Annotated in this window: 11 protein-coding genes; 5 read left to right on the top strand and 6 right to left on the bottom strand. The window is 62.4% G+C overall.

Going from position 1 to position 14,275, the window contains the following annotated elements:
• Positions 1 to 14 precede the first annotated feature (14 nt).
• Positions 15 to 1,073 carry a Bug family tripartite tricarboxylate transporter substrate binding protein gene (locus BLW50_RS10115; RefSeq protein WP_139267553.1) on the top strand — a complete coding sequence of 353 codons (1,059 nt, stop codon included), beginning with the start codon at positions 15 to 17 and terminating at the stop codon, positions 1,071 to 1,073.
• A gap of 90 nt (positions 1,074 to 1,163) precedes the next feature.
• Here the strand turns inward: BLW50_RS10115 and BLW50_RS10110 are convergent, their stop codons facing one another.
• From BLW50_RS10110 to BLW50_RS10100, 3 genes are all read right to left on the bottom strand, one after another.
• Positions 1,164 to 1,568, bottom strand: a complete 405-nt coding sequence (locus BLW50_RS10110) for a hypothetical protein (RefSeq protein WP_090701190.1) — start codon at positions 1,566 to 1,568, stop codon at positions 1,164 to 1,166.
• Between the two features lie 147 nt (positions 1,569 to 1,715).
• The gene (locus BLW50_RS10105; protein WP_090701187.1) at positions 1,716 to 3,359 is read right to left on the bottom strand and encodes a DEAD/DEAH box helicase; all 1,644 of its coding nucleotides are present in this window, start codon (positions 3,357 to 3,359) and stop codon (positions 1,716 to 1,718) included.
• 278 nt (positions 3,360 to 3,637) lie between these two features.
• Positions 3,638 to 3,934 carry a hypothetical protein gene (locus BLW50_RS10100; RefSeq protein ID WP_090701183.1) on the bottom strand — a complete coding sequence of 99 codons (297 nt, stop codon included), beginning with the start codon at positions 3,932 to 3,934 and terminating at the stop codon, positions 3,638 to 3,640.
• Positions 3,935 to 4,213: 279 nt separating this feature from the next.
• Here BLW50_RS10100 and BLW50_RS10095 point away from each other — a divergent pair, with 279 nt between their 5' ends.
• Positions 4,214 to 6,199, top strand: coding sequence for a TonB-dependent receptor (locus tag BLW50_RS10095; RefSeq protein WP_244544459.1), 1,986 nt, complete (start codon positions 4,214 to 4,216; stop codon positions 6,197 to 6,199).
• Positions 6,200 to 6,448: 249 nt separating this feature from the next.
• Here the strand turns inward: BLW50_RS10095 and BLW50_RS10090 are convergent, their stop codons facing one another.
• Positions 6,449 to 7,084 carry a TetR/AcrR family transcriptional regulator gene (locus tag BLW50_RS10090; RefSeq protein ID WP_244544192.1) on the bottom strand — a complete coding sequence of 212 codons (636 nt, stop codon included), beginning with the start codon at positions 7,082 to 7,084 and terminating at the stop codon, positions 6,449 to 6,451.
• Positions 7,085 to 7,267: 183 nt separating this feature from the next.
• Between BLW50_RS10090 and BLW50_RS10085 the strand changes: the two genes are divergently transcribed.
• Together BLW50_RS10085 and BLW50_RS10080 are read left to right on the top strand one after the other, a co-directional pair.
• Positions 7,268 to 8,839, top strand: coding sequence for a linalool dehydratase/isomerase domain-containing protein (locus BLW50_RS10085; protein ID WP_139267552.1), 1,572 nt, complete (start codon positions 7,268 to 7,270; stop codon positions 8,837 to 8,839).
• Complete coding sequence (locus BLW50_RS10080) at positions 8,827 to 9,339, top strand: SCO family protein (protein ID WP_090701167.1); 513 nt, start codon at positions 8,827 to 8,829, stop codon at positions 9,337 to 9,339. Before BLW50_RS10085 ends, BLW50_RS10080 begins: the two co-directional genes overlap by 13 nt.
• Positions 9,340 to 9,424: 85 nt before the next feature.
• Here the strand turns inward: BLW50_RS10080 and parE are convergent, their stop codons facing one another.
• On the bottom strand, positions 9,425 to 11,485 hold the full coding sequence (gene parE / locus BLW50_RS10075; protein WP_090701163.1) for a DNA topoisomerase IV subunit B: 2,061 nt from the start codon (positions 11,483 to 11,485) through the stop codon (positions 9,425 to 9,427).
• A 200-nt stretch (positions 11,486 to 11,685) separates the two neighbouring features.
• Positions 11,686 to 13,665 carry a PhoX family protein gene (locus tag BLW50_RS10070; protein ID WP_244544191.1) on the bottom strand — a complete coding sequence of 660 codons (1,980 nt, stop codon included), beginning with the start codon at positions 13,663 to 13,665 and terminating at the stop codon, positions 11,686 to 11,688.
• Positions 13,666 to 13,872: 207 nt separating this feature from the next.
• Between BLW50_RS10070 and BLW50_RS10065 the strand changes: the two genes are divergently transcribed.
• Positions 13,873 to 14,076 carry a hypothetical protein gene (locus BLW50_RS10065; RefSeq protein ID WP_090701155.1) on the top strand — a complete coding sequence of 68 codons (204 nt, stop codon included), beginning with the start codon at positions 13,873 to 13,875 and terminating at the stop codon, positions 14,074 to 14,076.
• Positions 14,077 to 14,275 lie beyond the last annotated feature (199 nt).

The raw sequence follows: 14,275 nt of genomic DNA, 5'->3' as shown, positions 1-14,275 counted from the left end.
GGGGGAGAACGCACATGTTGTCTGTGAACCGACGATTGTCCGGCATGATCGCCATTCTGCTGGCTTCCGTCTTTGCCGGTGGCGCTCTGGCGCAACCAGCCTCGGCGCAATCCACGGCGGAAAAATTCTTCACCGGCCGCCAGGTCGATTTCATCGTCGGCTCCCGTGCCGGTGGCGGCTATGCGATCTACGCGACTTTGCTCAGCCGTTACTTCGGCCAGCATTTGCCGGGCAAGCCCCATGTGGTCGCACGTAATATGGACGGCGCCGGCAGCCTGATCGCCGCCAACTATCTCTACAGCAAGGCGCCGAAAGACGGCTCGACCTTTGGCGCGCTGTTCATGGGCGCGATCATGGATCCGCTGATCGGCGAAGAAGCGCAGGCCCGGTTCGACCCGCGCAAATTCTCGTTCGTCGGCAGCGCCAACAAAGAAACGAGCATTTGCGTCGCCTGGCACACGTCGGACATCAAGACATTCGAGGATATGTTCAGTAAAGAGCTGATCATCGGCACATCGGGCATCACCTCGTCCATCCGCCAGTATCCGACCGTGCTGAACAATGTGCTGGGCACCAAGTTCAAACTCATCACCGGCTATCCCGGCTCGCAGGATGCGGCACTGGCCATGGAACGCGGCGAGACCCAAGGTCTCTGCGGCATTCAGTGGTCGAGCTTCATCACCAATTATCCGCGCTGGCTCGACAACAACCAGGTTCGCATTCTGGCGCAGCTCTCTTCGCCCGAGGGCGATCCGGAGCTGAACCGGCGCGGCGTGCCGAATATGTGGGCCTCGGTCAAGAACGATGCCGATCGGCGTGTGTTGTCGGTCATCTTCAGCCAGCTCGAATTTGGCCGCCCCTATGTGCTGCCGCCGGGCGTGCCGGCCGATATTATCGCCGCCTATCGCGCCGCTTTCGATGCCTCGATGAAGGATCCGGAACTGTTGGCCGAAGCCAAGAAGCTGCAGCTCGATATCGACGCGGTCTCGGGCGAGCGCGTGCAGAAGCTGGTGGAAGAAATCTATGCGACGCCGAAAGAGGATATCGAGAAGGCTAAAGCGGCGTTGAAATAGGATCGCCGATCAGAGCGTTTGACTGAGCCGACGCCACAAAGACGCGTCAAAGGATCTGGGCAAATTGCGTTCTATTGAAACGCGATTTGCCTAATCGTTGGCGCCGACGTCCGTGAACAGGAAACCTGACGGCGTCTTGGTGAAGACGAAGATGCTGTTGCCGCAGAAGATGAAGTAATTGTCGTTGTTGAGCTGGTCGCGATCATAGACAGTCTTGCCGCGCTGCAGGCACGTGCGATTTTTGCTCGTGAAATTGGCCGGGTAGGCTTTGGCGCGGAACTGCGCGATGTCGCGGCTTTCCTCGAACGGCAGGCGCGTCATGCCGGCGACAGCGGTGGAGTCATTAGCTTTCAACGCTGCACGAAATTTTGCAATGAAGCCATCGAACTCTTGTTGCAAAGCAGGGGAGGCGACGGCTTTCTTCGGCGCCTGGGCGAAAGCGGGAGCAAGCTGCGTAAGGGCAGCGGCGAGCAAAAGTCCTGACAACAGCTTCATCGCTAACTCTCCTCTGGCCATACCCTAATCCACGAGGCATTGCCGCATGCCATAGACGCATGTCGATACGGGCCGATCTGTGCGAAACGGCACAATTAAAAAAGGGGCCCGCTAAGGCCCCTTCGTTCATTCTGCAAGATGAGCCGCTTATTCCTCGGCGGTGGCGGCCTGAGCCTGTGCTTGCGGCCGGGCCGGACGGCGCACGGGGCGCAGCAGGAACGACGGCACGTGATCGCCAAGGCCAACGAAAGACGGGCCAAGATCATCGTCGCGACGCGGGCGTCGCTCGGAACGGTCCTGGGCGGGACGTTCGTGACGTTCTTGAGTGTGACGCTCTTGGGCGCGCTTCTCTTGCGGGGCAGCGCGTTCTTCGCGCGCCGGCTGTTCGCGGCGCGGACCACGCTCGCCACCACGGCTGTTGCGGCGGCCATCTTCGCGCTGGCGGCGCGGTGCCGCCTCGGCGGGGGCGCCACCAACGGCCTCAACGGCATCGGTCTGCGCGATCGGTTCGGTCGGGGCATGGGCGCGGGCGGGACGCTCGCTGCGTTCGCCACCACGACGACGGTCGCGCCCCTCGCCACGGCCACCCTCACCACGGCTGCGGCTGCCGCTGCGTTCACGTCCACGACGCGGACGCTCCTCATCGATCGGCGCGTCGCCGAGTTCGTTGAGCTTCGGGCCCATCCAGTTCAGGTCGATTTTGATGAGCTTGCGAATGTCGTCGATATACTTTTCGTCGGCGTTGGTGACGATCGAGATCGCCGTGCCCGACTTACCGGCGCGGCCGGTGCGGCCGATGCGGTGGACGTAATCATCGGCATGCATCGGCACGTCGAAGTTGAACACATGGCTCACATCGGGAATGTCGAGACCGCGGGCCGCGACGTCCGAGCAGACGAGCAGGCTGACATCGCCGCGCTTGAAAGCGTCGAGCGAGGCCATGCGCGCCGGCTGATCCATGTCGCCATGCAGGGCGCCGGTGGAGAAGCCGTGCTTGGTGAGCGATTTATGCAGGATCGCCACGTCGCGCTTGCGGTTGGCGAAGATGATGGCGTTCTTGAAGTTGTCGGCGTTGCGCAGCAACTGGCGCAGCGTTTCGCGCTTGGCGCCACCACCATGCGAGGCGACGAGCCCCTGGGTGATGTTCTCGGCGGTGGTGCCGACGCGCGCCACTTCGATGCGCACGGGATTTTGCAGGAATTGTTCGGTGAGCCGGGTGATTTCCGGCGGCATGGTGGCGGAGAAGAACAGTGTCTGCCGGGTGAAGGGCACCAGCTTGCAGATCTTCTCGATGTCGGGAATGAACCCCATGTCGAGCATGCGGTCGGCTTCGTCGATGACGAGGATCTCGATGCCGGTCAGCAGCAGCTTGCCGCGTTCATGGAAATCGAGGAGCCGGCCCGGCGTGGCGATCAGCACGTCAGCGCCGCGCATGATCTTGGTTTCTTGGTCGCCGAAGGAGACGCCGCCGATGAGCAGCGCCACGTTCAGCTTGTGATTGACGCCGTATTTGATGAAGCTTTCTTCAACTTGGGCGGCCAATTCACGGGTCGGTTCGAGGATGAGCGTGCGCGGCATGCGCGCTCTGGCGCGGCCCGATTCCAGCCGGCTGAGCATCGGCAGGGTGAAGGCGGCGGTTTTGCCGGTGCCCGTCTGGGCGATGCCCAGAATGTCACGGCCGGCGAGGGCTTGCGGGATGGCTTTGGCCTGGATCGGCGTGGGTTCTGTGTAACCGGCGGCTTCAACCGCTGCGAGGACCTTTTCGGTAAGTCCGGTATCTTTGAATGTCATTGGTAATAAGGGCCTATTGGTGTTTGGCGGCCGAAACTTTTAGGGTCACGTAGTGTGTCCTTCGAACGGACTGTGTCCATATGGAGACCGGGGCGCATTCGAGCGCAATTCGATCCCGGAGGCCGGCAAAAGGCGCGTTCTGATAGGATTTATTTCGCCACACTCGTTGCGGCGGAACCGGCGGAGGGCACGCGCGGGCTTCTCTACGCTCGACCCTTCACATAGGGATTTTTGGCCGAATGTCAATCTGCAATTAAGGCAAGCGCTTGACTTGCCTGTTATTGCGGCATTCCCGCCGACGGGTTGCTGATTACATTCTTGAAACGCGGGGTGTCCGTGGGGATCGATCCGGTCGGGGTCATGTCGATTCGCAGCGCCCGGGGCGAGGCCCGGGCTCGCTCGGACGGGGACAGGCGGGGCGAGGGGGTGGCCACGGCGATATGATCGTTGCCGCTGGATATGCGGTCCAGATAGGTGGCTAAGCCCGTGGCGACCACGGCGACAGCCGCGGCCATCGCAAGCAGCGTGCGGCGGAATGATCTAAGACGCGCTTCCTCAGACATTTCCTCAGACATGGCGAATCCGGCTCAAGACAACAGAGCTCTTGTGGACCGTTAAGGTAAACGCCCGGTTCACGCTGAAGCCGCCCGTCCGCACAGCTCAATCAATATGTATGAACTTATCGGATTGACTTCATACTGATCGCTTGTATGAACAAATTAACAATAGAGAATATCTGGAGGATTTACGTTTTGGGGGCGCGCATTATTTGCTTGGTGGCGGGGGCCACCGCTTCGATTGTATCCGCACAGGCTCAACAGGTTCAGGAAGTCCCCCTCCCAACAATCGAGGTGATCGCCGAACAAGCGGGCGGACGCGCCGGCGCGGGTGTTGCCGGCGGCGGTTCTTTCGAACAGCCGACGGCTTCCAGCGAACGCACGTTTACGGCGGAACGCCTCGCGGCGCGGCCATTGTCCCGGCCGGGCGAAATTTTGGAGGCGGCGCCGGGGCTGATCGTCACCCAGCATTCGGGGGAGGGCAAAGCCAACCAATATTTCCTGCGCGGCTTCAATCTCGACCACGGCACCGATATCGCCATCACGGTCGATGGCATGCCTGCCAATATGCGCACCCACGGCCATGGCCAGGGCTATGCCGATATCAATTTCATCATCCCCGAACTGGTCGGGCTGATGCATGTGCGTAAGGGGCCTTACTTCGCCCAGGAAGGCGACTTCGCCTCCGCTGGCGCGGTGCACCTCACCTATATCGATAAGGTCGACAAGACTCTCATCCAGAAAACGATCGGAAGTTTTGGCTACTTCCGTGCTTTGGGGATCACCTCGACCCAGGTCGGGCAGGGCAATCTGCTCGTCGCCGCCGACGCCAATGTCTACAACGGGCCGTGGGTGGTGCCTGATCGGGTGCGCAAGTTCAACGGCGTCATCCGCTACAGCCAGGGCGACGAGAGCAACGGTTTCTCCCTCACCGGCATGGCCTATTCCAACCGCTGGAACTCAACCGATCAGATCCCCGAGCGCGCGGTGGCTGAAGGGCTGATCGGCCGCTTCGGCACGCTCGACCCAACCGATGGCGGCAACGCCAGCCGTCTCTCTCTATCGGGCCGCTGGAGCCGCTCGGACGCCAACAGCGACACCCGGGTCAACGCCTATGTCATCCGCTCAAATCTGAATCTCTACAATAACTTCACCTACTATCTCGATGATCCTGTAAACGGCGATCAATTTCGCCAGTTCGACCGCCGCACGGTGACCGGTTTCAACGCCAGCCACACGTTCAAGTCAGTCATCGCCGGTCTGCCGATGGAGAACGAATTCGGCGTCCAGGGTCGCCTCGACCAGATCAATGTCGGCCTGGAAAACACCATTCAGCGCATCACCACCAATGTCGTGCGTCACGACAGCGTCCGCGAGGGCAGCCTGGCCTTTTATGGCGAGAACCGTGTGCGGTGGACCGATTGGCTGCGCACCTCCATCGGCCTGCGTGGCGACCTTTATGACGCCCGCGTCCGCTCCGACACGCTCGTCAATTCCGGCTATGTCCGCGACGGTATCGTCAGTCCGAAGTTCGGCCTGGTGCTCGGCCCCTGGGCCAAGACGGAATTCTTCTTCAATGCCGGACGCGGCTTCCACAGCAATGACGCGCGCGGTTCCACCATCACCGTCGATCCCTCCGACAAGGTGACGCCGGTGGCCCGCACGCCGCTGTTGGTCCGCGCCAACGGTGTCGAGGTCGGTGTCCGCACCCGGCTGATCGAAGGGCTCGATTCCTCGGTCAGTCTGTTCGGTCTCGACTATGCTTCGGAAAATCTCTTCGTCGGCGATGCCGGTACGACGGAGGCCAGCCGGCCGAGCCGGCGCTACGGTGTCGAATTCACCAACCACTATAAGTTCAGTTCCTGGCTGTCCTTCGATGTGGACTTCACCTGGTCGCACGCCCGGTTCCGCAACTTCGATCCGGTCGGTCCCTATATCCCCGGCGCGCCGACGGTGATCGCGGCGGCGGGTGTGAATTTTGGTGAGGCGCGCGGCTGGTTCGGCGGACTGCGTCTGCGCTATTTCGGCCCGCGCCCGTTGATCGAGGACAATTCGGTCGCCTCGCGCCCCACCACTCTGGTCAACGCGCGCGTCGGCTATCGTTTCGACAACGGTATTTCCGTGCAGCTCGACGCCTTCAACCTGTTCAACGCCAAGGCCAGTCAGATCGACTATTATTACGCGTCGCGTCTGCCCGGCGAGCCGGCGGGCGGTATCGCCGATCGCCACTTCCACCCGGTTGAACCGCTGGCGGTGCGCCTGACGATCGCGGGGCAGTTTTAGCAACCTCTGACGCGGAAGCCTCAGTGTCTTCCCGGACGCCGCAGGCGATCCGGGATCCAGGAGCGAGTGGTAGGATGAAGAGAGCGTCGTGCTAGCAGGCGCGCGATAGCGGCCATTGAGCTTGTCGCCCCTGGGTCCCGGATCACCTGCTGCGCGGCTGTCCGGGATGACACCGAGGGACCACCCGACTTTCGAAATTCGATTCCGCTTCAGTCGCTTCGACCCATAAGCGGAATCAAATTCTCAGCCTCAACGGCCGTGCGTTTCCGTTGATGATGCCAGGATGGTCAAGCGGCTGATGCGGTGCGCTTCCGGTTGTGGGACGCCAAGAGCCAACAGCAGCATCTTACTCATCGCTTCGGCATAATGCGGGGAGCGGCCCTCTTTCAGTATGGCTTGAAGGCCGGAGCGGGCGGTGCCCACGACAAGATCGGCGGCGCAGGCAAGATCGTCGTAATGAAACAATCCCGCCGCTCCGCCCGCCCGCAGATCCGGCACCGGGTAAGCGCGAAGATCGTCGTTGACGGTCGCGCGTTCGGCCGAAAGAGCGACAACGAGCCAACCCCAGGTCGGGTTTGAGGCCGCTTGCCGCAAGACCAGGCGCGTCACCGCGGACAGGTGTTCGACAGGGTCGGAGATGGTCTTGCAGGCGATCAGAATCTCAGCGAACGGATCGTGCCCGATGGTGGTCCACAGGGCCTCCAGTAATGCCTCGCGCGTCGAAAAATGATTGTAGAAGGTGCCGCGCGAAACCTCGGCCGCGGCGATGAAGTCGTCGATCGTAACCTTTTCGGGACCACGCTCGGCGATCACCCTCGCGCTGGCGGCGAGCAGCCGTTCCCGCATGCGGGAACGGCGTTGCTCGCCGATTTCGGCGCGGCTCATGGGAGCCTTTCGGTTCGATAACTGCTCCATGGCGCTTTCTAATTATACTATTTATGTCCATATTGACGATTATCATACACTTGGATAAGTTTATGTCCAAGGCCGGCAAGGCATCCAATCGCTCTGACGGGTGTCGCCAATAAGTCCGACTATGGAGGGTGGGCGATGCTTGAGGCGCAACGTATGCGAAATACGGACACCCCGCCGCACGGCTCTCGCGACCTTTCTGGATCGCCATCTCCCGCCCTTGGCGACAAGGAGGCGGGGCATTTGCGCCGGATGCGCGATCTCGCCGCGCGCCTGCCCGATGACTGGTCAGGCATGCAGGGCCGCAGTTCCATGCAGGAGGATTTCGGGGCGCTGCGTTTCCAGCTCGCTTATATGAGCTATGCGCTGGCGCTTACGCACATCCACCGGCTGCCGGCCGCGCCGGCGATGTTTCGGCGCACGTTTCAGCAGCTGATCGAAAAGATGCTGTCGCCGGATGTCTGGACCTACTGGCACTATGTCAGCACCGGGAACGGCCCGCTCAACAAAGCGCTCGGCAAGCTGCCGAACCAATGGAATCCGGTCGGCTCCGACAACATCATGTACAGCGCGTACATCCAGTCGATGACCTTGCTCTATCATTATCTTTTCCGTGATGATCGCTATGCCACGCCGGGCGCTCTGACGTTTGCGATCAAGCCGCTTTTCTGGGGCGATGGCGGCGAGGCTTTCGCCTATGATGAGCGCTCACTCAACGAGCATATTTATTGGACGATGGTCGAGAAGGGCTATCTCGGCATCGCCTGCGAGCCTAATTGCGTGTTCCAGGTGTGCAACCAGCCCGCGATCCTGGGCTTCCGCCTGCACGATCTCATTCATGGCGGCCATACCGCGACCGAGGTGACCGAGGGCTACAAGCGCGCCTGGGCCGATTTCGGCATCGTCGATCCAGCCGGCCATTACAACATCCTGGTACAGGAAAAGGAGCACGCGCTGGTGCGCCGACCGCCGCTCGCTTGGGCGGATTTCTGGGCGTCCTCATTGATGCATGCCTGGAATCCGGCATTCGTGAAGACGCATTATCCGGCGCAGATGGCGCATTGGACGCGCCCCGGTCCCGACGGAACGCTTTGGATCCAACCGTCCATTCCGCCCGCCGGCTATGGCCGTGAGCTTACGGCCGCCTATGATCATGGCTGGGGCGCGGTGTGTGCGTCCGAGGTTGGCGATCGCGACACGCTCGATAGCCTGCTGGGCTATGCCGATCAGTGCCTCACGCCTGAATGGGACGATGGCGCTTTCTACTATCGCCGTCGCGACGGTTGGTTCGACGCGCAAGGCCGCTTGGCCGCGATGGACCCGCACACCGGCAACGTTTTGCTCGGCTATGCCCGGCTGAACGTGCCCGATGGTCTGCGCCAGCTTTACGACAACCCCTGGGGCGACGCCCATTTCGCCGAGCCGGCGCTGACCGACATGCCGGAAGGGCTCGATTTGCGCGCCGCGCGCTACGATTCAACCGCGGCCAAATTGTTGATCGTCGGGCGGCGCGGCCGATCCCGGTCGGGGCCGATCGCGCTGGCGTTCGCCAATGTCTGGGGCAGGGGCGATTGGACGCTGCATATCGATGGCGCGCTCTTCAGCCGAGGCGATGCCGCGCAGGTTATCGGAGGCGACGCCTCGCACGGCCGTCGCGAAGGCGATGACCTGCTGGTCAGCTTCGATCCCGACAAAGCCTTCCGGATCGAAATGGAATGGCAGCGATGATCACCGCCCGCTTTTCTCTCGTCGACCATAATGGTCGCGCCGTGAGCGAGGCGGACTATCGTGGTCGCTATCTGCTGGTCTATTTCGGCTTCACCCATTGCCGGGTAGTCTGTCCGCGCGCCCTCGGCGTGCTGTCGGGCGCCCTCGATCGGCTTGATGTGGGCGATCGGCTCGCGCCGCTCTACATCACCGTCGACCCGGCGCGCGACACGCCCGCTGTGATGAAGGCCTATCTGGCCAGCAATCATCCGCGCTTCACCGGACTGACCGGCACGGCGGAACATATCGATGCCGCCAAACGTGCCTTCCGCGTCTTTGCCGAGCGTAAGCCTGATGCCGAGGATCCCGATGGCTATGCGGTGCCGCATACCGCGATCAGCTATCTGATCGGACCCGATGGCACGTACCGCAGCCACTTCCTCGATGGCACAGACGAAGCCGCGATCGCCACACGGACTGGGCAGCTGATGCATCCTGCCGGAGATGACGCGCACCTCTGACCGCTGTGAAAATTCGATTCCGCTTCAGTCGCTTCGACCCATAAGCGGAATCAAATTCTCAGCCTCTTGAATCGCTTTCTCAGCTCTAGATATCGAGCCCTTCGGTCGAAGCGAATTCTGCCCGTTCCGTGATGAAGGTGAAGCGCGCTTCCGGCTTGTTGCCCATCAGCCGCTCGACCGAGTCCGCCGTGGCTTCCTTGTCTTCGGGCTGCACCATCACCTTCAGCAGCATGCGCTTCTTCGGGTCCATGGTGGTTTCCTTGAGCTGCGCCGGCAGCATCTCACCCAGACCTTTAAAGCGGCTGACCTCGATCTTGCCCTTGCCGGTGAAGAAGCTCTTGGTCAGCTCCTCGCGGTGCTTGTCGTTGCGGGCATAGGCCGTCTTGGCGCCCTGGGTCAGTTTGTAGAGCGGCGGCACGGCGAGGAAGAGATGGCCGCTCTCGATCAGTTTCGGCATCTGCCGCCAGAAGAAGGTGATCAGCAGCGAAGCGATATGGGCGCCGTCGACGTCGGCGTCGGTCATCACGATCACTTTGCCGTAGCGCAGGTCGGTGTGCTTGTAATGGGTGCCGGTGCCGCAGCCGAGCGCCTGGGAGAGGTCGGCGAGCTGCTGGTTTGCCGACAGCTTGTCCTTCGTCGCCGAGGCGACGTTGAGGATCTTGCCGCGCAGCGGCAGGATCGCCTGGCTGGCGCGGTCGCGCGCCTGTTTGGCTGAACCACCGGCCGAGTCACCTTCGACGATGAAGAGTTCGGTGTTTTCCAGCGAGGTGTTCGAGCAGTCGGCGAGCTTGCCCGGCAGGCGCAGTTTGCGCACGGCGGTCTTGCGGGCGACGTCCTTTTCGGCGCGCCGGCGCAACCGTTCCTCGGAGCGCTCCACCGCCCAGTCGAGCAGTTTCAACGCCTGGGTCGGCGCTCCCGCCAGCCAATGGTCGAACGCGTCGCGCACCACGCCCTCGACCAGGCGCGAGGCTTCGGTCGTCATCAACCGGCTCTTGTTCTGGCCTTGGAATTCCGGCTCGCGGATAAAGACCGAGATCAGCGCCGCCGCCGTGTTCATCACGTCGTCGGCGGTGACATTCGCGGCGCGCTTCGACTGGCCGATACGCTCGGCATGATCCTTCAGCGCGCGCAACAGGGCGGTGCGCAGGCCCGCTTCGTGAGTGCCACCGTCTGGCGTCGGGATGGTGTTGCAATAGGAATGGACGAAGCCGTCCTCGGCCGCCATCCAGGCCACCGCCCATTCGACCGAACCATGGCCACCCGGCTTCTCGACCTTGCCGTTGAAGCCCTGTTCGGAGACCAGTTCCTTGCCTTCGATGTCGGACGCCAGATAGTCGCGCAGACCGCCGGGGAAGTGGAAGGTCGCCTCGGCGGGAACGGTGGAGTCGTCCTTCAAGAGCGATGGCGCGCAATGCCAGCGGATCTCGACGCCGCCGTACAGATAGGCCTTCGAGCGCGTCATCCGGAACAGCCGGGCAGGGCGGAAATGTATCGCCTTTCCAAAGATCTGCGGGTCGGGCTTGAATCTGATTCTCGTGCCGCGGCGATTGGCGGTCGGGCCAACATTTTCCAGCTTTGTCACCGCATGGCCGCGCTCGAACGCCTGGGTATAGAGCTGCTTGTTCTTCGCCACCTCGACTTCAAGCCGCTCGGAGAGAGCGTTGACGACCGAGACGCCGACGCCATGCAGACCGCCCGAGGTCTGGTAGGCGCCGCTGTCGAACTTACCGCCGGCATGCAGGGTCGTCATGATGACTTCCAGCGCCGACTTCTTCGGGAATTTCGGATGCGGATCGACCGGGATGCCACGGCCGTTGTCGGTCACGGTGATCCAGTCGTCCTCTTCGACGACGACGTCGATCCAGGTGGCGTGGCCAGCGACGGCCTCGTCCATGGAGTTGTCGATCACCTCGGCGAAGAGATGATGCAGGGCGGCTTCGTCGGTGCCGCCGATATACATGCCGGGCCGGCGACGGACAGGCTCAAGCCCCTCGAGAACTTCGATCGAGGAGGCGTTGTAATCCGCTTCGCCGGGCGTGCCGTTGCCACGGGGTTTTTCGGGTGGGGGTGTCTTCGGCGTCTTCGCCACGGGTTTTTCTACCTTGATCTTACGTGCCGCGTTTCCGAACAGATCGCCGCCTGCCATGTGATGTGCCTGAGCTTCTCAATGCCTGATTCGATTGCCGTCAATATAAGCCACCAATCGCCAGCGGGAGTGAACAAAACGAAAACGGATGGCTGCCAGTCGGCCGCCATCCGCTATCATCTTCAAAAGTTGGAGCATTTTCCGGTAGAGCCAATGTCGGTTGGCGTGGAGAAAATGCGCCGGATCCCTGCCGGGGTCGGTCAGACGGCGATTTTGCCGCCGCCTTTCTTGGTCACCACGACCACGGCTGGGCGAGGCGGCACCCCATCGGCGAAGTCGGGCCAACGGGTGGCGGGCTGCTCGAAGGTCGCTGGCGGCGCCTTCGGATCATCCTCGTCCGCCTCGCCCGGGTGTTGTACGGCAAGGAACAGGGTTTCGTCGTTCGGCGTGAAGAACGGGCCGCACATTTCGGCGCCCGCCGGCACGCGGAAGAAGTGCTTCGACGTGCCGCGCAGCGGACCTTCGGTTTCGATCGCCCACAGGCCATCGGCGCGGCCGGTCTTGGCCGGCGAATTGCCGTCGGTGGCGATCCACACCCGGCCCTGGCCATCGACGGCAAGGTTGTCGGGCATGCCGAACCAGCCGTTCTTGGTGGTCGCCGGGTTGAAGCTGGCGCCTGTCGAGGCAACGGTGTGGTCGCCCGCCTTCACCAGAATGTCCCAGCGGAAAGCGGTGGCGGCATGGTCGCCATCGGCCGGCGTCATTTCGACGATATGGCCGAAGCGGTTGTTAGGCCGTGGATTGGCGGCGTCGATCTGGGCCTCGGTGCGGCGCGTGTTGTTGGTCAACATCACATAGACCTTGCCGGTTGTCGGATTGGCTTCCACGTCTTCCGGCCGGTCCATCTTGGTGGCGCCGACGGCGTCACCGGCGAAGCGCAGGTTGATCAGCAGATCGGCCTGGCTGGCAAAACCGTTCTCGGCGGTCAGCTTGCCCTGGCCGTGGATGAGCGGCAGCCATTCGCCGCTGCCGTCCGCATTGTATTTGGCGACATAGAGCGTGCCGCGATCGAGCAGGTCCATGTTGGCGGCGCGGTTCTGCGGATCGACACGGCCTTCGGTGACGAACTTGTAGACATAGTCGAAGCGTTCGTCGTCGCCGGTGTAGACCACATAGCGGCCATCGCGCGCCATGATGCCGGCGGCGGCTTCATGCTTGACGCGGCCAAGCGCCGTGCGCTTCTTCGGCGTCGAGGTCGGGTCGAACGGATCGATTTCGACGACCCAGCCGAAACGGTTGATCTCGTTGCGCTCCTTGGCGATGTCGAAACGGTCGTAATATTTGCCCCAGGCATATTGGCTGCCCGGCGCGCCATAGCGCTTCAGCGCTTTCTCATCCGGGTGGCCATCGGCGGTGCCCCAGAAATAGCCGTTGAAGTTTTCCTCGCAGGTCAGCCACGTGCCCCACGGCGTCACGCCGCCCGAGCAATTGTTGATCGTGCCGAGCACGGTCTTGCCGTCGGGATCAGCCGACGTCTTCATACGGGCATCGCCGGCGGCGGGGCCGGTGATGGCGATCGGCGTGTCGGCGGTGATGCGGCGCGCATATTTCGAGCCGGGCACGACCTGCCACTTGCCATTGACGCGCTGGATCTCAAGCACGGAGCCGCCGTGGGCGGCCATTTCGATGTCGGCGAGGTCCTTGGTGATATTGGCGAAGTTCACCGCCTTAATTTCCTGGCGGCCGCCGAGGCCGGGGAACATCAGCTCTTCATTGGTATATTCGTGATTGACCACCAGCAGGCCGCGCTGGGACGGATCGGCGCCGGGCAGGGGCAGATAGCCGACATAATCGTTGTTGTAGCCAAACTGCAGTTTCTGGCCGGCGGCGGTCTGCTTGGCCGGGTCGAAAGCCGGCGCACCCGGCAGCACCGGGTCGCCCCAGCGGATCAGGACGTCGGCGTCATAGCCTTCGGCGACATGGTGCTTTTCGTCCGAGCCAGCTTCGACCTCGGTGAAGTTGAACGAGGTTTTGGGCGCCGCCGGAGCCTGGGCCAGAACCTGCATCGGCAGGGTGGCGCTGACGGCGCCAACGGCCAGCGCGCCGCGCATCAGATCGCGGCGGTTGAGCCGCGCGGCGATCATGTCGCCGATGGTCGGATTTTCCGAGGTGTTGGAGCCGATGTCCTCGCTTTCGCGCAGGCGGGCGGTTGAGGAGAAGAGAGGTTTCGATTGGGACACAGGGGGCTCCATCAGACGGATACTTTGGAGCGCTTCTAGTTTTCGCGTGTGACAGCGGGATGAATTGGCCGGCGTTTGGCCAAGCTGGCTGGCGCGTTTCGTCAGTCGCAGACGCGATCAAGGGTTCGTTGGGGATGAGGAGGAATAACCCTCGCCGGATCGATGCCGTTCAGGTGGCGTTAAGCGACGCGGCGCAAGATTGGCTGCATGATGACAAAGCGCTCCTCACCCCGCGTCACGATCGGCTCCATGCAGAGAGCGGAGGAGGCGGCTGGCTACGCGCTCGTTTGCGGCCCCGACTTCAACCCGTCGGCACAGCGCCTTCAGCGCGCCGTCTGGTGGCGCGGCTTGGCGATCGTCGCCGTCGTTGTCATGGCTGGCGCGGCCGCGGCGTCCCTGTTCGTCGCCTGATCGACGCGCGCCTTTTCCAAGGCTCGCATTTCCATCGCTTCGCATCGAACGGCGCCGCCAAGGCGCTGCGCGCCTGACGTTTTGCATTTAAGATCAACAAGAACGGGGCAGGGCCCTCGTCTTGTACGTCGATTGTGTTTTCACGAAACTGTTACAGGCTCTTCAACGCGCTTGCATATGTAAGCAGAAGGCGCGTCCA

It is taken from the genome of Beijerinckia sp. 28-YEA-48, from assembly GCF_900104955.1.
In the GTDB taxonomy this organism is placed as follows: Bacteria; Pseudomonadota; Alphaproteobacteria; order Rhizobiales; family Beijerinckiaceae; genus Terripilifer.
The sequence above is the reverse complement of the archived record's forward strand: the minus strand, read 5'-3'. Positions and strand labels throughout refer to the sequence as shown.